The 17,835-nt window shown below is 57.1% G+C and carries 18 protein-coding genes; 10 read left to right on the top strand and 8 right to left on the bottom strand.

The window, feature by feature from the left end; all coding sequences use genetic code 11:
* Positions 1 to 173: 173 nt before the first annotated feature.
* Positions 174 to 323 (bottom strand): hypothetical protein, encoded by a 150-nt coding sequence (locus F3I44_RS23760; RefSeq protein ID WP_190285954.1) that lies wholly within the window; start codon positions 321 to 323, stop codon positions 174 to 176.
* Between the two features lie 80 nt (positions 324 to 403).
* Entirely contained in the window at positions 404 to 1,366 is a 963-nt protein-coding gene (locus tag F3I44_RS15775) for a chemotaxis protein (RefSeq protein ID WP_013356916.1), read from the bottom strand.
* 167 nt (positions 1,367 to 1,533) lie between these two features.
* On the opposite strand from F3I44_RS15775, the gene F3I44_RS15770 reads away from it, so the two are divergent.
* The gene (locus F3I44_RS15770) at positions 1,534 to 1,926 is read left to right on the top strand and encodes a YgiW/YdeI family stress tolerance OB fold protein (protein ID WP_150013039.1); all 393 of its coding nucleotides are present in this window, start codon (positions 1,534 to 1,536) and stop codon (positions 1,924 to 1,926) included.
* Positions 1,927 to 1,962: 36 nt separating this feature from the next.
* On the opposite strand, the gene dbpA is transcribed toward F3I44_RS15770, so the two are convergent.
* The 3 genes from dbpA to F3I44_RS15750 all read right to left on the bottom strand — a co-directional run bounded on the left by dbpA (position 1,963) and on the right by F3I44_RS15750 (position 6,748).
* The gene (gene dbpA, locus F3I44_RS15765) at positions 1,963 to 3,345 is read right to left on the bottom strand and encodes an ATP-dependent RNA helicase DbpA (protein ID WP_150013041.1); all 1,383 of its coding nucleotides are present in this window, start codon (positions 3,343 to 3,345) and stop codon (positions 1,963 to 1,965) included.
* A gap of 1,063 nt (positions 3,346 to 4,408) precedes the next feature.
* Positions 4,409 to 5,797: an amidohydrolase gene (locus F3I44_RS15755; RefSeq protein WP_150013043.1), complete on the bottom strand. Its 1,389-nt coding sequence runs from the start codon at positions 5,795 to 5,797 to the stop codon at positions 4,409 to 4,411.
* Positions 5,798 to 5,887: 90 nt separating this feature from the next.
* Positions 5,888 to 6,748, bottom strand: coding sequence for a LysR family transcriptional regulator (locus tag F3I44_RS15750; RefSeq protein WP_150019479.1), 861 nt, complete (start codon positions 6,746 to 6,748; stop codon positions 5,888 to 5,890).
* An 87-nt stretch (positions 6,749 to 6,835) separates the two neighbouring features.
* On the opposite strand from F3I44_RS15750, the gene F3I44_RS15745 reads away from it, so the two are divergent.
* The 6 genes from F3I44_RS15745 to yniD all read left to right on the top strand — a co-directional run bounded on the left by F3I44_RS15745 (position 6,836) and on the right by yniD (position 12,542).
* Entirely contained in the window at positions 6,836 to 8,008 is a 1,173-nt protein-coding gene (locus tag F3I44_RS15745) for a cyanate transporter (protein WP_150013047.1), read from the top strand.
* A 207-nt stretch (positions 8,009 to 8,215) separates the two neighbouring features.
* Positions 8,216 to 9,871, top strand: coding sequence for an L-lactate permease (lldP, locus tag F3I44_RS15740; RefSeq protein ID WP_150013049.1), 1,656 nt, complete (start codon positions 8,216 to 8,218; stop codon positions 9,869 to 9,871).
* Complete coding sequence (gene lldR, locus F3I44_RS15735) at positions 9,868 to 10,641, top strand: transcriptional regulator LldR (protein WP_150013051.1); 774 nt, start codon at positions 9,868 to 9,870, stop codon at positions 10,639 to 10,641. The genes lldP and lldR overlap by 4 nt, the downstream gene beginning before the upstream one ends.
* Positions 10,641 to 11,828, top strand: coding sequence for an FMN-dependent L-lactate dehydrogenase LldD (gene lldD / locus F3I44_RS15730; protein ID WP_150013053.1), 1,188 nt, complete (start codon positions 10,641 to 10,643; stop codon positions 11,826 to 11,828). The genes lldR and lldD overlap by 1 nt, the downstream gene beginning before the upstream one ends.
* Positions 11,829 to 11,885: 57 nt before the next feature.
* Positions 11,886 to 12,314, top strand: coding sequence for an OsmC family protein (locus F3I44_RS15725; protein WP_150013055.1), 429 nt, complete (start codon positions 11,886 to 11,888; stop codon positions 12,312 to 12,314).
* 120 nt (positions 12,315 to 12,434) lie between these two features.
* On the top strand, positions 12,435 to 12,542 hold the full coding sequence (yniD, locus tag F3I44_RS24275; RefSeq protein WP_085980552.1) for a small membrane protein YniD: 108 nt from the start codon (positions 12,435 to 12,437) through the stop codon (positions 12,540 to 12,542).
* 115 nt (positions 12,543 to 12,657) lie between these two features.
* On the opposite strand, the gene F3I44_RS15720 is transcribed toward yniD, so the two are convergent.
* The 3 genes from F3I44_RS15720 to F3I44_RS15715 form a co-directional block, all read right to left on the bottom strand.
* Complete coding sequence (locus F3I44_RS15720) at positions 12,658 to 12,888, bottom strand: hypothetical protein (RefSeq protein ID WP_033731707.1); 231 nt, start codon at positions 12,886 to 12,888, stop codon at positions 12,658 to 12,660.
* Between the two features lie 99 nt (positions 12,889 to 12,987).
* On the bottom strand, positions 12,988 to 13,158 hold the full coding sequence (locus tag F3I44_RS23755) for a hypothetical protein (protein WP_003850083.1): 171 nt from the start codon (positions 13,156 to 13,158) through the stop codon (positions 12,988 to 12,990).
* Positions 13,159 to 13,331: 173 nt separating this feature from the next.
* The gene (locus F3I44_RS15715) at positions 13,332 to 13,982 is read right to left on the bottom strand and encodes a CPBP family intramembrane glutamic endopeptidase (protein WP_086905361.1); all 651 of its coding nucleotides are present in this window, start codon (positions 13,980 to 13,982) and stop codon (positions 13,332 to 13,334) included.
* Between the two features lie 213 nt (positions 13,983 to 14,195).
* Between F3I44_RS15715 and F3I44_RS15710 the strand changes: the two genes are divergently transcribed.
* The 3 genes from F3I44_RS15710 (at position 14,196) to F3I44_RS15700 (ending at position 17,835) form a co-directional block, all read left to right on the top strand.
* Entirely contained in the window at positions 14,196 to 16,790 is a 2,595-nt protein-coding gene (locus F3I44_RS15710) for an EAL domain-containing protein (RefSeq protein ID WP_150013057.1), read from the top strand.
* Positions 16,791 to 17,065: 275 nt separating this feature from the next.
* A complete protein-coding gene (locus F3I44_RS15705) occupies positions 17,066 to 17,362 on the top strand; it encodes an I78 family peptidase inhibitor (protein ID WP_150013059.1) in 297 nt (98 codons plus the stop codon).
* Positions 17,363 to 17,517: 155 nt separating this feature from the next.
* Positions 17,518 to 17,835, top strand: coding sequence for a hypothetical protein (locus F3I44_RS15700; protein ID WP_150013061.1), 318 nt, complete (start codon positions 17,518 to 17,520; stop codon positions 17,833 to 17,835).

Here is a 17,835-nt window from a genome sequence, read left to right as displayed (position 1 = left end):
ATCGGAGCACGCAGTTGTACCTTTAATATTTTTTAAGTAATAACGGAGCGTGAATGAATAGTCACTGAAAAGCTTCAGAAAGGGTTAACAAATAAACAAAGAGGAAACTCGGGCAAAAAAAAGGGCCGTCAGCAGGAATGCTGACGGCCCGATCCAGACAAGCAGGACTGGATTCAGAAAACTAAGAAGTAGAGGCCTGCCCAGAATGCGAGACTTAACGTGACGGCGGTAATCCAGGCCAGCTGGCGTAAACGGCCACGCAGCACTTTCTGAGGAGAAGGGGTAGCAGGTGCCGGTGTAACAGGTAAAGTTTCAATGTGCATAGTCGGTTCCTGGTCAGGTCAGTCATTCTGCTGGTTTAAAAGTAAAGATATACCGGGCATTCTTCGCGGCCCGGATTTGTTTAGCGGGCAGTGTCGAGAACGTTGAAAATCACGTCTGACAGCTCATTCAGTTCAAACTTCGCCACATAACCGTCGGCACCCACTTTGCGCACATGATCTTCGTTGGCGCTGCCAGAGAGTGAGGAGTGAATGACCACCGGCAGCACCTTGAGAATCGGGTCACGCTTGATGTTGCGGGTCAGCGTAAAGCCATCCATCTCTGGCATCTCCAGATCGGTCAGGACCAGCGCAATTTTGTCGTGAATCGACTCGCCCGCAGCCTGTGCTTCCTGGCTCATCAGCTTGATTTTTTCCCAGGCTTCCAGACCGGTGTTAAACATCAGCGCCGGAATACCCATGCTCTTCAGACCCTGCTCCAGCAGCTGACGCGCCACTTTAGAATCTTCTGCCACAATGGCGACCGCACCAGGGCGATAGTTGAAGGCACGCGGTCTGGCCGCTTCCGGTTCAACGCCGCGCACTGAAGGAATGATGTCATACAGAATCTGCTCAACGTCCAGCACCATCGCCAGTTCGTTGCTCTGCTTGTCGCTGTCCAGGCAGGCGATGCTGGTAATATTGCGGCCACCGATACCGGCTTCGGCAGTATGCACCTGGCTCCAGTCGAGACGCACGATGTTCTCAACTGACTCCACGGCAAACGCCTGGGTGTTACGGGCATACTCGGTCACCAGCAGCAGGTTAAGACCGGTTTCAGGCACACAGCCCGCTACCGCAGGCAGGTCTATCACCGGAATGAACTGACCACGAATACTCGCCATACCCAGCAGCGGTGAACGCATGCCCGCGGCTTTAGTGATGGTCGGCATCGGTACAATTTCACGCAGCTTGAAGACGTTTATGCCAAACAGTTCAGACTTGCCTTTCAGCTGATCGGAACCTAAGCGAAACAGCAGCAGCTCAAACTTATTCGATAACGCGAGGTTCGCTCTTTCATCGATCTCTTTTTGAAAATTATCCATGGTTGCCTCTGCATTAACGCAGCTGGTGAAATTGGGTGTGAACAGGTTATCGGCAGCAAACGGAAAAAGGTGAGAAGAGAAGGGTGAAATAAAACGAATGCCAATTATTGTGCCAGGCTTAACCCTTAAGGTTCAACATGGACACCTTTCCAATAAAGGAGTGTGAAATGAAAAAAGTGATTTTAGCGTCGTTGCTGGTGATGATGAGCGCGGGCGTTTCAGCTGAAGAGGGCGGATACAAAGCTGGCGATGCGCCGCCGCCGCAACACAAGCAGGATGCCGGCTATAAAGGTTCTGAAGATACCGGTCAGACCCACATCGATCAGATCCGCGATTTCCGTCAGGGCGGGTATGTGACGCTGGAAGGTTACATCGTGAAGAAAGAGCAGGGCGAGCGGTATCAGTTCCGCGATAACACCGGGACGTTACCGATTATTGCCCCGAAGAAGACCTTTGATGGTAAAACCTACACCGCTGAAGACAAAGTACGCGTCAGTGGCAAGGTACAGGGCAAAGGGGATAAAACCACGCTGCATGTGTCAAGCATCGAAGAGCCATAACAGACCGGGCGAGGTCATGACCTCGCCCTCTTTTATTTAGTCTTTCAGCAGAATCGCCCGGCAGGTTTTGCCTTTGATTTTGCCCTGCTTAAGTTTCACCAGTGCCGCTTTGGCCTGATTTGCCTCAATCGCTACGTAGGCATGGGTCGGGGTCAGAACAATTTTCCCGATCTGCTCAGCGCGATAACCCGCTTCACCGGTCAGTGCACCCAGAATATCTCCCGGACGTATCTTGGCTTTACGGCCACCATCAATGCATAACGTCATCATGGCGGCAGGCAGTGGCTTGCTGCTGCCCTTTTTCAGCGTGCTGGCCGAGACCCAGGGCAGTTTCTGTTGCAGGAAATCTTCCAGCGCATGCGCACGCGCCATCTCATCAGCCGCGACCAGGCTGACGGCAACGCCATGTTCGCCTGCACGCGCCGTACGACCGATACGGTGCAGGTGAACTTCAGGATCCCAGGCGAGCTGATAGTTGACCACCATCGCCAGCGATTTGATGTCGAGTCCGCGCGCGGCGACATCGGTGGCCACCAGCACGCGGCCGCTGCCGTTCGCGAAGCGAATAAGCACACGTTCACGATCGCGCTGCTCCAGGTCACCGTGAAGTGGCAGGGCGCTGATATCACGCGCGTTAAGCGCCGCAGCGACATCATCACATTCACGCCTGGTATTGCAGAAGACCACGCAGGATGAAGGCTGACGATCGCTGAGCAGGGCGATCAGCAGGCCCAGCTTTTCATTGTGGCTGGCTTCAAAGAACTGCTGGTCGATTGACGGCAGCTCGCTGACATCTTCAGTCACTACGCTCAGCGCATCACGCTGAAAGCGGGTGCTGATAGCGGTGATGCCGTCGGGCCAGGTAGCGGAAAAGAGCAGCGTCTGACGCGAGGCGGGCGTCGCTTCAATGATCGTTTCCATATCGTTCAGGAAGCCCATCTCCAGCATCCGATCTGCCTCATCCAGTACCAGCGTGCTGAGCTGGTCCAGCTTGAGATTTTCGCGGTTGATGTGGTCGAGGATACGACCAGGCGTGCCGACCACAATATGCGGTGGATGCACCAGTGAATCACGCTGTGCGCTCATCGGCTGTCCGCCACACAGGGTGAGGACTTTGATGTTGCGTGTGAAGCGCGCCAGCTGGCGCAGGACATTGCCCACCTGATCCGCCAGTTCACGGGTCGGACAGAGGATCAGTGCCTGCGTCTGAAAGCGGGTGCTGTCGATATGGTGCAGTAAACCAATACCAAAGGCAGCCGTTTTGCCGCTGCCGGTTTTTGCCTGCGCGCGCACGTCGCGTCCCTGCAGAATGGCGGGCAGCGTAGCGGCCTGCACGGGCGTCATGCTGGTGTAGCCCATCTCGCGCAGGTTATCGAGCTGGCTATCGGGAAGCGAATTGAGGGTAGAAAAAGCGGTCACGGGCGCGGCCTCTGAGGCTGAAAGTGTAGGGCATTATTGCGGGGCAAGTCTGGCAGAAAGCACGCCTGACAGCAACGGGAACCTCGATGGTTAGCGGTATGAAACTAAATCTGCCGGTGCGCTTAGGAATAAGCTGAAGTTTACTGAAAAAAGGTGGTTTATTTTTATAGATTAACGGCGGCTTAACGTAAGTGTTCCGGAGTGACGATCGGTTAATGCCAGTAATTATTTTATAAGTGACCGTTTTTAAAAAAATATTTCATTGTTAATCAGATAAATCCTCAACTAAGACTCCAGTAATAGAATTAATCATTAAAAAATATCACCACTGGTGCCGATAAAAATCCTGATCTAATTGCTTTATATTTATCGCGCCATATTCCTGGTACAACGACCGGTAGAGGGTATTTGCATTGAGTAATAGCATCCAGGGACCACATGAAAATGTGCTTAAAATAGTAGGCCGCGCCGTACTGACACTGCATGTTCATGGCGAGAGTTTATCTGCGGATAAAATCGCATCCATGATCGGCTGTTATGCGGAAGATGAGCCCTGTGATCAGGAAGATCGTCGCTTATACGCGCTGGCAATGGAATTAATGTCGAATGATCAATGGGCCAAAAGCGCGTAACCCGCACTCCGCTCAGGTAAATGCAGAGCCTCCCGTGTGGAGGCTCTGTTGTTTTTGGGAGGCGTATCAGGGGACAGGTTTAGGCAGTAAGGTCGCTGCTGGCAAATCCTGAGCAGGTAGGTGTTAGCCGCAGAGCAGGCTTCAGGGAGCATATGCCCTCGACAAAGACGCAAAACCGCTATCTGTGGCCCGCTATGCTTTGCTACAGGCATAGGCTCCCTTCGCTTCACATCGGGCAGACGCTTCCCGTTTCAGGACCGTCGCTGCGGGTAAACCACGGGCACTGGGAATCTATCAGCAATAAACAAGCTTAAAGCGCAGGGAAGCCGGTCAGAAGAGGAAAGCGTCCCGCGGCCTGGGACAGCTTAAGCGCCTTTCCGCTCTGACCGGTTTCCCTGAGCAGGCTCGATCTCGCCGCTAGCTGAGAAGGCTCAAGCCGATGCCAGGGCAAAGACCGGTTTACCGCGTGAAAAGGTCGCCACTACCGGTGAAATGCGCGCTACGGCTTCAGCGGAACAGCTTGCTGCTACCAGCATCATGCTCGCGTCATCGCCCGGTTGCGGCCACTGTCTTTCGCCCTGGGCCGAAAGCGGGAGCCGATTGTCTGTGGCTATCCCCAGCGCCCGCGACAGCGAGAACTCGTCCGAACCACGATAGAGCTGCGCATAGAGATTCGCTTTTTCCAGCATGCTGCCGGTGCCAAACGGAGACCAGTGATCGATCACGCTGTCGGTGCCGGTCATCACTTTGATGCCCGCCGCCTGCAGCTGTGGTATTGGCATAGTCAACTTGCCAATCGGCAATGTGGAAGCGACGCTGAACTGCTGCTCCGCCAGCCCTTCAATCATTTTATCCAGCGCACTGCCGTTGAGCGTCGCCAGCGCAAAACCGTGGCTCAGCGTCACATTGCCTTTCAACACCGGATTCTTCGCCACGGTGTCAATCATGTACTGAATCGCCGCCACGCCAGCCTGTGAGGTTTCATGCAGATGAATATCCACACCGCGCTGATAGTCGAGCGCAATCTGAAACATGGCATCCAGCGACTTCTCCATCGCGCCATCCACGTTAGTGGGATCCAGCCCGCCGACATACTCAACGCCGTGCTGCATCGCCTCACGCATCAGGCCATCAACCTGCGAGTGCAGCAGGCCGTGCTGCGGGAAGGCAACGATCTCGCAGGAAAAGGCGGGATGACGGGCTAATGCCGCCTGCAGATGTTCCAGGCTTCTCAGGCCGCTGACCGGATCGATATTGCAATGGCTGCGGGCGCGGGTGGTGCCTTTGGCGTGCAGCAGGGCGATCAATCCTTCGGCGCGGGCCTGGGAGTGCGGCAGCAGCTGCGGAATCAGCACCTGCTCGCGCGCAATCATATCCATGATGGTTTTGCCCTGACGTGGACGTGGAGCCTGCCACGGGCCGCCGTAGAAGGTTTTATCAAGATGGATATGCATATCCTGCGTCGCGGGCAGCAGCAGCGCCTCCTGCGCATCCCACGACGGTAGCGTGCTGTCACCCTGGCCCGCCGAGGTCAGTTGGTCAATTTTGCCGTCGCGCACGCTGATGTCGTAAAGACCGGTCCGGGTCGCGACGACGTCGTCATCCTCGCGGATAAAGCCCTCTTCCAGTCGCACATTGCGTAGCAGATAGTGGTCCTGTCGGGGCAGGGCGGCAGGCTGGTCGGGATTGATGGCGGACAACGATGAGCGGGTGGCGGCACTGGCCTGACCGAGACCGGCGGCCAGCAAGCCGCCTGCGGCGGTCCAGCGAACGCTTTGCCCCAGGAAATCACGGCGGCTCGGCGAAGAGGAAATAGGCATCAGAGGCTCCTGTAAAGTGAACAAGGTCTTAATCTGACAAACGACGCTTCGCCCTGCTGCGTTATTTTCCACTGACGGCTATTCGATATTTCACTGCCAGCGCAGCTTGCCGAATGCCGCCAGCGACGCCGCCAGTTCGCGCTGCAGCGGATCCTGCGGATGACGGCAGAACAGCGCCAGTTCAAAGGTATCAATCACCGGCAGACCCTGTTCAGACCCCAGAACCCGATGCGCCGGCAGACGGCAGCTGGCAGGCAGTAACGTCAGCCCCAGCCCCTGTGCACTGGCGGCGGCCAGCGCGACCAGGCTGGCGCTGCTGTAGCTGATGCGCCAGCTTCGGCCCAGCGCATCAAGCGTCTGACAGACCTCATCGCGATAAAGCCCCTGCTGGGGAAACAGCACCAGCGGCACCGGCGTCTGCTCAAAGCAGGGCCACGCTGCACTGTCGAGCCACAGTAGCGGTTCCGGACGCGACGCCAGCGGACGGTCGCCAGCGGGCTGTTTAATCAGCATGATGTCCAGCTCTTCACGCTGCCAGGCACGACGAAGCTCCACCTGCATACCGCTCATCACATCCAGCCGCAGCTGCGGATGATCGCGACTGAAGTGCGCCAGCAGACCGGCCGTGGGGGCGGCAAAATCTTCCGGCACGCCAAGGCGCAGTACGCCATCGCGCCACTGGTCACTCAGCACATCGTGCGCTTCCCCGTTCAGGGCAATAATTCGCCGGGCGTAGCCTAAAAGTTTTTCGCCTTCTTCGGTGATCTGTACCTGATGCGAGGAGCGGACCAGCAGTTCTTTGCCAACCATCTCCTCCAGCCGCCGCACCTGTTGGCTGACGGTGGACTGCGACAGATGCACCCGGTCGGCGGCGCGGGTAAAGCTGGCGGTTTCGCACACCGCCACAAAGCTGAGCAGCTGTTGCGGAGTGAACATCGGTTGACGATTCATTTTTCCACTACCTGGCAGAGTAATATTTCATTTCCAGATAGTAGCGACTGTTGTCAGGCTGGCAACTTTTAATGGCGCAGATTTTATATGAAGAGAGATAATAACCTGCTGCTGGCGGCGCTGGTGCTGGCCGGGCTGAATATGCGGCCACTAATGACCTCGGTCAGTCCGTTACTCGGTGAACTGCGACAGAGCATCGGTCTGTCACCGCTGGCGGCCTCGCTGCTGCCTGCGGTGCCGATGATGATGATGGGGGCCATTGCCCTGGTCAGTGCGCCGCTGATGCAGCGCTTTGCGATACGCAAATTGCTGCCGGGCGGGCTGTTATTGCTGCTGCTGGCGCTGGTGAGTCGATGGTTTGTGACGGACGGACGCGGGCTGGTACTGACTGCCGTACCGGGTGGGGCGGGCATTGGTATCGTCCAGATGGCGATGCCGGGATTGATTCGTCAGCGCTTTGGCAGCCGCAGTGCGGGCGTGACCGGACTATGGGCAGCGGCGCTGATGGGCGGCGGCGGGATTGGCGCGGCGGTCTCGCCGTGGCTGAGTGCACATGCTGGCTGGCAGGGGGCACTGAGCAGCTGGGCACTGCCGGTGGTGCTGGCTATCCTGCTCTGGCTGTTGATCACCACCACGCCGCCCGCAGCCCGCATGGAGGCCGCCGCGCTGCCTTCGCTGTGGCGAAAAACCCGCGCCTGGACGCTGGCGCTGAGCTTCGGGCTGGTGAACGGCGGTTACGCCATCTGTGTTGCCTGGCTGCCCGATTTTTACCATCAGCTTGGCTGGCGTGCGCAGGCGGGCGGTTCACTGCTCGGCATGATGATCGGCTGTCAGGTTACCGGTGCGCTACTACTGCCGTTGCTGGCGCGGGGCCGCGATCGTCGTCCATTACTGCTGCTGGCCCTGGCCATGCAGTTCTGCGGCATGCTCGGCTTCCTGTTTGCACCACAGCTGGCACCGTGGTTCTGGGCGGGGATGGCGGGCTTCGGGCTGGGCGGAGCGTTTCCGCTGGCACTGGTGCTGGCGCTGGATCATCTGGAGCAGCCCCAGGCTGGCGCGCGGCTGGTGGCTTTTATGCAGGGCGTCGGCTTTATTATTGCGGGCAGCATGCCGTTTATTGCCGGTCAGCTGCATGCGCTCACCGGAAATTTCGCCAGCGTCTGGATTCTGCAGGCGACGGTCACGCTGCTGCTGTTTGCGCTTAATCTGCGTTTTCATCCGCACAGCTATCAGCGGGCATTCCCGGAGAGAAACCGCTGATTTTGGTCCGACCAATTCCGGCAATCTTTTTCTCTGGTTCACACTCCGGGAAAATTCGCCCAACTTCTGTTGCCATAGATTAACAATGCATTAACTATCTGTTGCCATAAGCCCCGATACAGCGGTTTGGTCTGACCAATCCGGGGGCAGATGGCATACAGTGCTGCCGCTGCATGCCACATCATCTTTTCCTCTGGAGATACTGGCATGCAGATCTGGCAACAAAATTACGATCCGCTGGGTAATATCTGGCTCTCAAGCCTGGTCGCGCTGATCCCGATTCTCTTTTTCTTCTTTGCACTGATTAAGCTGAAGATGAAAGGCTACATGGCCGCCACCACCACCGTGGTGCTGGCGCTGCTGGTGGCGCTGTTTCTCTATCGGATGCCTGTTGCCCAGGCGCTGGCCGCCGTGGTGTACGGTTTTCTCTATGGGTTATGGCCGATTGCCTGGATCATTGTTGCCGCCGTCTTCGTCTACAAAATCTCGGTCAAAACCGGCCAGTTCGATATTATCCGTGCCTCTATCCTCTCCATTACTCCCGATCAGCGTCTGCAGATGCTGATTGTCGGCTTCTCGTTTGGGGCCTTCCTGGAGGGCGCGGCAGGCTTTGGTGCGCCGGTGGCGATTACCGCCGCGCTGCTGGTGGGGCTGGGCTTTAATCCGCTCTACGCCGCCGGCCTCTGCCTGATTGTGAATACTGCGCCGGTCGCGTTTGGCGCAATGGGCATTCCAATTATCGTGGCGGGTCAGGTAACCGGACTGGATAGCTTCGCCATCGGCCAGATGGCCGGACGCCAGCTGCCGCTGCTGACGCTGATTGTGCTGTTCTGGATTATGGCGATTATGGATGGCTGGCGCGGGGTGAAAGAGACCTGGCCAGCGGTTGTTGTGGCGGGTGGATCCTTTGCACTTGCCCAGTTCCTCAGCTCCAACTTCCTGGGGCCGGAGCTGCCCGACATCATTTCGTCACTCGCCTCGCTGATTTCGCTGACGCTGTTTCTGCGGGTCTGGAAGCCGGTGCGCATTTTCCGTTTTGCCGATGCAGAGTCGAAGCACAACGATGTACTGCAACCGCCGCAGCAGTATCGGCTGGGTCAGGTGATCCGCGCCTGGATGCCGTTCCTGTTTCTCACCGCCACCGTCACGCTCTGGAGCATCCCGCCGTTTAAAGCGCTGTTTGCCAAAGGTGGAGCACTCTATGAATGGGTGCTGGCTGTGCCGGTTCCGATGCTGAATGAGCTGGTGGCGCGGATGCCGCCCGTGGTCGGCAGCGCGACCCCTTATCCGGCGATCTTTAAGCTGGATCTGGTTTCCGCCACCGGCACCGCCATTTTCATTGCGGCGATGATGGCGATGCTATTCCTGCGCATGAAGCCAAAGGCGGCGCTGCAGACCTTTGGTGAAACGCTGAAAGAGCTGGCGCTGCCAATCTACTCTATCGGAATGGTGCTGGCCTTTGCGTTTATCTCCAACTACTCCGGTCTTTCTGCCACGCTTGCTCTGGCGCTGGCGCACACCGGCCACGCGTTTACCTTCTTCTCGCCATTCCTGGGCTGGCTGGGCGTGTTCCTGACCGGGTCCGATACCTCATCGAATGCGCTGTTTGCCGCGTTACAGGCGACTACAGCCCAGCAGATCGGCGTTTCCGATATTCTGCTGGTGGCGGCTAATACGACTGGCGGTGTGACGGGTAAGATGATCTCGCCGCAGTCGATCGCCATCGCCTGTGCAGCGGTCGGGCTGGTGGGGAAAGAGTCCGACCTGTTCCGGTTTACGGTTAAACACAGCCTGATCTTCACCTGTATGGTGGGGGTGATTACCACGCTTCAGGCCTACGTCTTCCCCTGGATGATCCCATGAGCAACACTGCCGATCCGCTGGTGACACGCCTGCGGACCTATATCACCGACCATCAGCTTGAGCCGGGCATGCGCCTGCCCGCCGAGCGCCAGCTCTCTGCTGAACTCGGCGTCTCGCGTTCTTCGCTGCGTGAAGCGATACAGCAGCTGATCAGCAGTGGCATGCTGATCAGCCGACGCGGTGGCGGCACCTGGATTCGTCAGCAGCTGGCACCCTGGTCGGAACAGCGCATCGTTGAACCGATTCGCCAGCTGCTGCGCGACGATCCCGACTACCGCTACGACATTCTGGAAGCGCGCCATGCCATTGAGGCCAGCACCGCCTGGCATGCTGCACTGCGTGCCACCGACGCCGACAAAGAGAAGCTGCAGTACGCCTTTGACGCCACCCTGAAGCTGAAAGAGAGTGACGATCCCGACCTCGCTGCCCAGGCAGATGTGCGCTTCCATCTGGCGATTGCCGAGGCGTCACACAATGTCGTGCTGCTGCAGACCATGCGCAGCTTTTTCGAGCTGCTGCAGTCGTCGGTGATGCAGAGCCGTCAGCGCATGTACACCCAGCCAGCCATTTTCGCCCGCCTGACGGAACAACATCAGGCGCTGCTGGATGCGATCCTCGCGGGCGACGCCGACGCGGCCCGTCAGGCGGCCATGCAGCATCTGGGTTTTGTCCACACCACCCTGAAAAGCCTCCATGAAGATGAAGCGCGCCAGGCGCGCATTACCCGCTTACCGGATAACGACACACGCAACCCAAAGGAATCTGACTGATGATTATCTCAGCTGCCAGTGACTATCGCGCCGCCGCACAACGTATCCTGCCGCCGTTTCTGTTTCACTATCTTGATGGTGGTGCTTACGCCGAGCACACTCTGCGACGTAACGTGGAGGACCTTTCTGACGTGGCGCTGCGCCAGCGCATTCTGAAGAACATGTCGGAACTGAGCCTCGAAACGAAATTATTTAATGAAACCCTGTCGATGCCGGTTGCGCTGGCACCGGTCGGCCTGTGCGGTATGTATGCTCGTCGGGGCGAAGTGCAGGCGGCACGCGCGGCAGCCCTGAAAGGCATTCCGTTTACCCTGTCGACAGTCTCGGTCTGCCCGATTGAAGAGGTGGCCCCGCAGATCAACCGTCCGATGTGGTTCCAGCTTTACGTGCTGCGTGACCGCGGCTTTATGCGCAATGCGCTGGAGCGGGCCAAAGCCGCCGGTTGCTCAACGCTGGTGTTTACCGTGGATATGCCGACGCCGGGCGCGCGTTATCGCGATGCGCACTCCGGAATGAGCGGCAATCACGCGGCGCTGCGTCGTTACTGGCAGGCGATCACTCATCCACAGTGGGCGCTGGATGTGGGTCTGCAGGGCCGTCCGCACGATCTGGGGAACATCTCCGCCTATCTCGGCAAGCCGACCGGGCTGGAAGATTATATTGGCTGGCTGGCGAACAACTTTGATCCTTCCATCAGTTGGAAAGATCTGGAGTGGATCCGCGAGTTCTGGGACGGGCCGATGGTGATCAAGGGCATTCTCGATCCGGAAGATGCGCGCGACGCGGTACGTTTTGGCGCGGATGGCATCGTGGTCTCGAATCACGGTGGACGCCAGCTGGATGGCGTGCTCTCCTCGGCGCGTGCGCTGCCAGCGATTGCCGACGCAGTCAAAGGTGACATCACTATTCTGGCGGACAGCGGCATTCGTAACGGGCTGGATGTCGTGCGAATGATTGCGCTGGGCGCAGACAGCGTGCTGCTGGGACGGGCATTTATCTATGCGCTGGCGACTCACGGACAGCGCGGCGTGGAAAACCTGCTAAACCTGATTGAGAAAGAGATGCGCGTGGCCATGACGCTGACCGGCGCAAAATCGATAAGTGAAATTACCCGCGATTCGCTGGTGCAGGCGGAGGCGCTGCTGACACCAACAAGCACGGTATCACGTCCCCGCGCGGTGAGTTAGCCTGCGAAAATGAATGTATTGTCTATACTTAGCTTCTTTACCAACAGGAGGAATGACATGACCATTCATAAGAAAGGTTCGGCGCACTGGGAAGGCGATATTAAAGGCAAAGGCACCGTCAGCACCGAGAGTGGTGTACTGAGCCAGCAGCCTTATGGCTTTAATACCCGTTTCGAAGGCGGCAAAGGCACCAACCCGGAAGAGCTGATTGGTGCAGCGCATGCGGCCTGTTTCTCTATGGCACTGTCGCTGATGCTGGGCAATGCGGGCCATACGCCGGAAAGCATCGATACCACGGCTGACGTGTCGCTGGATAAAAAAGGCGACGGCTTTGCCATCACCAAAGTGGCGCTGACCAGCACGATTTCTCTGCCTGGCATTGATGATTCGGCCTTCGACGAAATCATCAACAAAGCCAAAGCGGGCTGCCCGGTTTCTCAGGTACTGAACGCGGAAATTACGCTGGATTACACCCTGAACAACTGATACCGGCAACGGGTCGCCTTTTGGTGGCTCCGACGTTATGCTATGCCTCCCGGTCCTGTTGCTGACCGGAACAGATGCGCCTCCCGGCGCATCTTCGCTTTCTGACCAGAGGAAATCGGGGTGACAAGATACCGGGCGGCTAAAAAATACTGGAAGATGGTGCTGGTTCTGCTGTGCATCTGCGGCGGGCTGCTGCTGATACGCTGGGCTGCCATGATCTGGGCCTGAGCAGATGAAGTGGATGAGTCGTCACTCGCTGGGCATCTTAGTCATGGTCATTATCGTCCTGGAAGCGGTTCATTTTCTGCTCACCGCCTCATGGCTGCCGTGGCGATAAACGCACTCAGACAAAGGCATCCTCGCGCCGTTTAGTGCGCACATCGCTGCGCGCAATGCGATAAGCCTTACGCGGATCGCCCACCACAAACTCAAAGGTTGGCGTGTAGTAAAATGGCAACCAGCCGCCATAGCTGCTCTCCCACTCCCATCGGACGGGGCAGGGCCACAGAATGCCATCATACAAAAGATAGTAAACCCAGCGTCCACCAGGACGACGGGGGCGTGATGTTTTCATGGGATTCACTACGATAATGGTTAACAACAGCTTATATTTTGTACGCTAAAGCGCCAGCTTGCAATGTTGCAGCCCTGCTTTATTGAATCTGGTCCTGAATCAGCGATGAACCTCACCACAAAGCAGGACCACATTTGGTCTGACTTTATGAATACGGTTTGCCATCGTTTCACAGTCCACCTTCGTCGGATAGATGCGCTCCGAGACCGGCAGCGCTTCGCAGGCATCGTAGCCACACGCGCTCACTAACAACACAAATCCTATCAACATAGATCCTCTCCTTTACACGGTCTGGTGGTCCGGACTGTGGTGCTTTTTATCCCTTTTTACCCTCCAGTATAGACAAACGTGACGGGGCGGCATTGTCAGTGTGAGCGATGACCTGGCAGGCAGCGGTCTGCGGCAGGATGAGGGCTGTGTAAGATGAGGGCGCAGGCAGGGCGTCAGCCAGCAAAATACCAGGCGGGTAGCAGCGCAATCAGGTTATTCAGGGTGTGCAGGAAGATGGGCAGCGCCAGACTGTTACTCCGCAGCCGCGCATAGCAGAGCAGCAGCGAAAACAGCGTCAGAGCGATAAGGGTCTGCCAGTGCACATACTGCGTATGCATCACCGCAAACAGCAGTGATGTCAGCAACATGCAGGCGAAGCGACTGCGCGGCGCCCACAGCAGAAAACCCTGCAACAGGAAACCGCGGAACAGCACCTCTTCAAACACGGGTGCCAGCAGCACGGCGGTCAGCAGCAGGATTAACAGCGAATTACGTCCCTGCTGGGCCTGCATCACCAGCCAGCCTTCCGGCTGCATGAACTGCATCTGTGCCGCCATCAGCACAAACAGCGCGCCGGTAAACAGCAGGGTTTGCAGCGTGTAAAGCTCACCCAGCGGCAAATCAGTGCGACGCTGGCAGTAGAAGCGATAAAGCGGGTAGATAACAGCAAATTCAAACAGGCAGAGTACGGGCACCAGCAGGCCGTCATTACGCAGTACGCCGTAATTAGGGAACAGCGTGATCAGCATGGTAACCAGGTAATAAACCACAAAGCTGCCGACGTAGAACAGCGTCAGGGTCACTCTGTCGGAATTGGTGTTCATAGGCGACTCAGCCAGCGAAGGTAAGCGCATAGTAGCAATGCACCCGATCACTGTCGAGTGAGCCTGTTACACATTATTTAAGCGCAAAATGTTAGCCGCAGACTAAACACCGGAGCGCCCGGGCCGATAACTGATGAAACTAATCTGGCCAGCAACGCATGTTGTATTGCAGGCCTGTGATCTTAACCCCTGGCTGTGTAGTGAGCACTCTTAATGACTTTTAACCCGCCGTCGCCGCCATTCAGACATGCCGCTGAAGATCGCACTGTTCGCTTTACGCGGCGCAGCCTGCGTACGCTTTCGCTGCTGCTGTCTGGTGTGCTGGTGCTCTCGATGCTGATGGTGCTGATGATTGCACAGCGTCAGAACAGCGCATCGGTTGAGCATGACCGCATGCTGATGCAGCAGACGTGGCAAAATCGTCAGGAGGCGATGGTCACCGATATCCGGGATTATGCCTTCTGGGGAGAAGCCTGGCGCAATCTCCATGTCAGGGTGAACAAGATCTGGGCGTTTGACGAAGAGAACTTCGGACCGGGTCTTTACGAAGAGTATCACTATGAAGGCGTGTTCGTGGTTGACGGCAAAGGTCGCACTACCTACAGCGTGATTAATGGGCAACTGGCGGATACGCCGCTGGAAGCCTGGCTGGGTAATGAAACATCCGTGCTTATTGCGGCAGCGCGTCAGCTTAATAATAAAGCGATGACCCGTAATGCGCTGATCAATCATCTGCCCGCGATTGTGGTGGCTGCACCTATCAGCAGCGGTAAACTGCCGAACGTACCGCCCATGGCAGGGCCTGCATCAATCATGGTGTTCGTAAATCTGTTTACACCCGCCAAATTACAGGCGCTGGGCGCGACGCTGGATGTGCGCGAACTGCGTCTGCCCGCCAGTCAAGAGGATGGCCTGCGTGAACCGCGAATGATACTACCGTTGGCAGGCGGGGAGCCGATTGTACTGCGCTGGACGTCAAAAATGCCGGGCATGGGCCTGATCGGGTTGCTGCTGCCACTGCTGCTGATGACCGCGATCATCATCGGTATCATCACTCATCGCGTCAGCCGCCATGCGCTCTCCAATGCGATTCTCTCTGACCGCCGCTTTGCCATGCTGGCAATCAGTCAGCAGGAGCTTGCCAGCAGTGAAGCGCGGTTTCGCGATCTCGCTGAGGCGGCGTCAGACTGGATCTGGGAAACGGATGAAGAGGGCCGCCTGATCTATCTGTCAGCACGTTTTCATACCCTTACCGGCCACGACATCACACACTGGCTGGGACGCCACATTGATCACCTGCTGACCCATCCCAGCCATTCGCTGGTCGCCTGGCTGCGGCGGCAGGAGGCAGAAGAGCAACAGATGCCGCTGCGCTGTCAGTTTATGTCGGCACAGGGTCAACGCCGCATCGGTCAGCTGGTGGCAAAAACCATCTGGCATGACGCGCGGCGTATCGGGTTTCGCGGCACGGTATCGGACATCACCCAGGGCATGGAAGCAGAGGCACGCATTCAGTTTCTGTCGCGTCACGACGTTTTAACCGGTCTGTCGAACCGCATGCAGCTGCTGGAGTTTCTGACGCTGCACCTTGCGCTGCCTGACGGCGCTGCGCCGCTGACGCTGATTACCCTCGATCTCGATCAGTTCCGGCCAATCAATGAAACCTGGGGTCATGCGGCGGGCGATGAAGTCCTGAGTCAGATAGCGCAGCGTCTGAAGCACTGTATCGGCCCGCAGGAGCTGGTGGCGCGGCTGAGCGGCGATGAATTTGTCCTGGTGTTGCGGGAAACGAACCGTGAGCGGATCGATCAGCGTTGTGCTCAGCTGGTGCATGAGGTTCAGCAGCCAGTCAGCACCGGCCAGCATGTCCACTATCTCACTATCAGCATGGGGATTGCCTGTGCGCCGCAGGATGCCAGCCATCCGGAAGCGCTGCTACAGATGGCCGATATCGCACTGAATGAAGCACGCGATGCGGGACGCAATCAGTGGGTCTGGTACGCCAATGAAATGGCGAGCCAGCGCGAAGATAAGCGTGAAATGTCGCGGCGGATTGAGAAAGCGCTGACTAACAACGAATTTCGTCTGCACTATCAGCCCCGTTATCAGCTGCTGACCGGCCAGCTGGCCGGCGCTGAAGCGTTGATCCGCTGGCAGATTGCCCCGGATCAGTGGATTACGCCTGATCACTTTATCCCGCTGGCGGAAGAGAGTGGTCTGATCGCCACTATCAGCGACTGGGTTCTGATGCGCGCCTGTCAGGATGCGCTGGGCTGGGGCGGCGATCGCTATGTGTCAGTCAATATTTCGCCGATGGAGTTTCGCACCAGCGATCTGGTGCAACGGGTGGCAGATGCGCTGGCGAAAAGTGGTCTGCCAGCGACAAGACTGGAGCTGGAGATCACGGAGAATGTCACCTTTGAACATCCACAGCATGCGCTGGAGGTGATGCAGGGCTTACGGTCGCTGGGGGTGAGGTTAACCGTTGACGATTTTGGTACCGGCTATGCCGCGCTGGGCTACCTGAAGACCTTCCCCTTTAACGGTCTGAAGATTGATCGCTCCTGGATGAAAGATTTCCCGGAGTCACAGCAGGCGCAATCGGTGGTGGCGGGTATTATTGCGCTGGCACGCGCCTTCGCCCTGACGATCACGGCGGAGGGAATTGAGACAGAAGCGCAGCTGAACCAGCTAAAACAGCTCTCGTGCGAAGAGGGGCAAGGCTATTTCCTCGGTCGTCCAATGCCGCTGGCTGCATTCAGTACGCTTCTGGAAAGAACAACGCAGAATCAGGCAGAGCCGGTTTAACGAACTTTGACCGCCACGGCGGTCATCAGCATTGCGCAGACAACAAAAATAATCAGTTCCATCGTGACCTCCACAGGGCTAAGAATATTCTTAAGATAGTGTAGCGGCTCACTGTGTTTTTTTTAGGCAGTGAGTGCGATTAATCTTAAAAAATGACCCTGTGCGACATCCGGCTTCACGCTGACTGTAACAACTTTACCTTTTCCGGCTTCTGGTCAGCAGGCACGCTTTGCTACTCTTGGTTCAGGTTTTACACGTCCAACAGGAGAACAAACGTGAAATTTTATGGAAAAGGGCTGCTGGTAGTGGGTCTGTTTGCTTTAACCGCCTGTCAGTCTGCCAGTAAACCTGACACCGCCAGTGTGCCACAGGATCCTGAAGCCGACCGCTGCGGTGCCTCTCAGTTTCAGAACTATGTCGGCAAACCGTTAACCGCGCTTCAGGGTCAACACTTTGAACAGCAGGTGCGTCCAATCCCCTATAATTCTGCGGTCACCATGGACTTCAACCTTAACCGGCTTAACTTCCTGGCCGACAAAAATGGCAATATCAGCTCAGTTTATTGTGGCTGACGGCCGGTCTGTCATAGGCTTGTCATAACGGCAGGCGAGGATAGCAGCGCGTTTAAGAAACTTCCTCGTCACACAATAAAGAGTGCTCGTCTTGTTTATTCCCGCCCCGGCGGGAATTTTTTTAGCGCCTTCGGGCCGGAACAGGAGCGGAGAAGATGAAATACATAGGGGTACTGCTGCCCACGTTGTTACTCAGCAGCACACTGGCACAGGCGTCCAGTGAAGAGGCCTGGCAGAAGAGCCGTCAGATCATGACACAGGCGTGTATTAATGCCAGCCACCTGAGCAAAGTAAAGGTGATGGGCGAACCGATTGAGTATGACGACAACACAGGTTACAGCGCACTGTTGCTGGAAGGGCGCTATCCCCAGCACCATATGAAAAACAGGCGTGGACGGGAGCTCTGCCTGTTTCAGCGCAGCAGCGGACGGGCCAGCGTCAGCGAAGCAGATAAATTGCGCTGGGTGAAGTAA

The organism is Pantoea sp. F_5 (assembly GCF_008631595.1).
Lineage (GTDB): Bacteria > Pseudomonadota > Gammaproteobacteria > Enterobacterales > Enterobacteriaceae > Pantoea > Pantoea gossypiicola.
The sequence above is the reverse complement of the archived record's forward strand: the minus strand, read 5'-3'. Positions and strand labels throughout refer to the sequence as shown.

Coding starts and splice junctions, on each gene's coding strand:
- F3I44_RS23760 (WP_190285954.1), bottom strand. CDS start 323: ATGCACATTGAAACTTTACCTGTTACACCGGCACCTGCTACCCCTTCT.
- F3I44_RS15775 (WP_013356916.1), bottom strand. CDS start 1,366: ATGGATAATTTTCAAAAAGAGATCGATGAAAGAGCGAACCTCGCGTTA.
- F3I44_RS15770 (WP_150013039.1), top strand. CDS start 1,534: ATGAAAAAAGTGATTTTAGCGTCGTTGCTGGTGATGATGAGCGCGGGC.
- F3I44_RS15755 (WP_150013043.1), bottom strand. CDS start 5,797: ATGCCTATTTCCTCTTCGCCGAGCCGCCGTGATTTCCTGGGGCAAAGC.
- F3I44_RS15750 (WP_150019479.1), bottom strand. CDS start 6,748: ATGAATCGTCAACCGATGTTCACTCCGCAACAGCTGCTCAGCTTTGTG.
- F3I44_RS15745 (WP_150013047.1), top strand. CDS start 6,836: ATGAAGAGAGATAATAACCTGCTGCTGGCGGCGCTGGTGCTGGCCGGG.
- lldP (WP_150013049.1), top strand. CDS start 8,216: ATGCAGATCTGGCAACAAAATTACGATCCGCTGGGTAATATCTGGCTC.
- lldR (WP_150013051.1), top strand. CDS start 9,868: ATGAGCAACACTGCCGATCCGCTGGTGACACGCCTGCGGACCTATATC.
- lldD (WP_150013053.1), top strand. CDS start 10,641: ATGATTATCTCAGCTGCCAGTGACTATCGCGCCGCCGCACAACGTATC.
- F3I44_RS15725 (WP_150013055.1), top strand. CDS start 11,886: ATGACCATTCATAAGAAAGGTTCGGCGCACTGGGAAGGCGATATTAAA.
- F3I44_RS15720 (WP_033731707.1), bottom strand. CDS start 12,888: ATGAAAACATCACGCCCCCGTCGTCCTGGTGGACGCTGGGTTTACTAT.
- F3I44_RS23755 (WP_003850083.1), bottom strand. CDS start 13,158: ATGTTGATAGGATTTGTGTTGTTAGTGAGCGCGTGTGGCTACGATGCC.
- F3I44_RS15715 (WP_086905361.1), bottom strand. CDS start 13,982: ATGAACACCAATTCCGACAGAGTGACCCTGACGCTGTTCTACGTCGGC.
- F3I44_RS15710 (WP_150013057.1), top strand. CDS start 14,196: ATGACTTTTAACCCGCCGTCGCCGCCATTCAGACATGCCGCTGAAGAT.
- F3I44_RS15700 (WP_150013061.1), top strand. CDS start 17,518: ATGAAATACATAGGGGTACTGCTGCCCACGTTGTTACTCAGCAGCACA.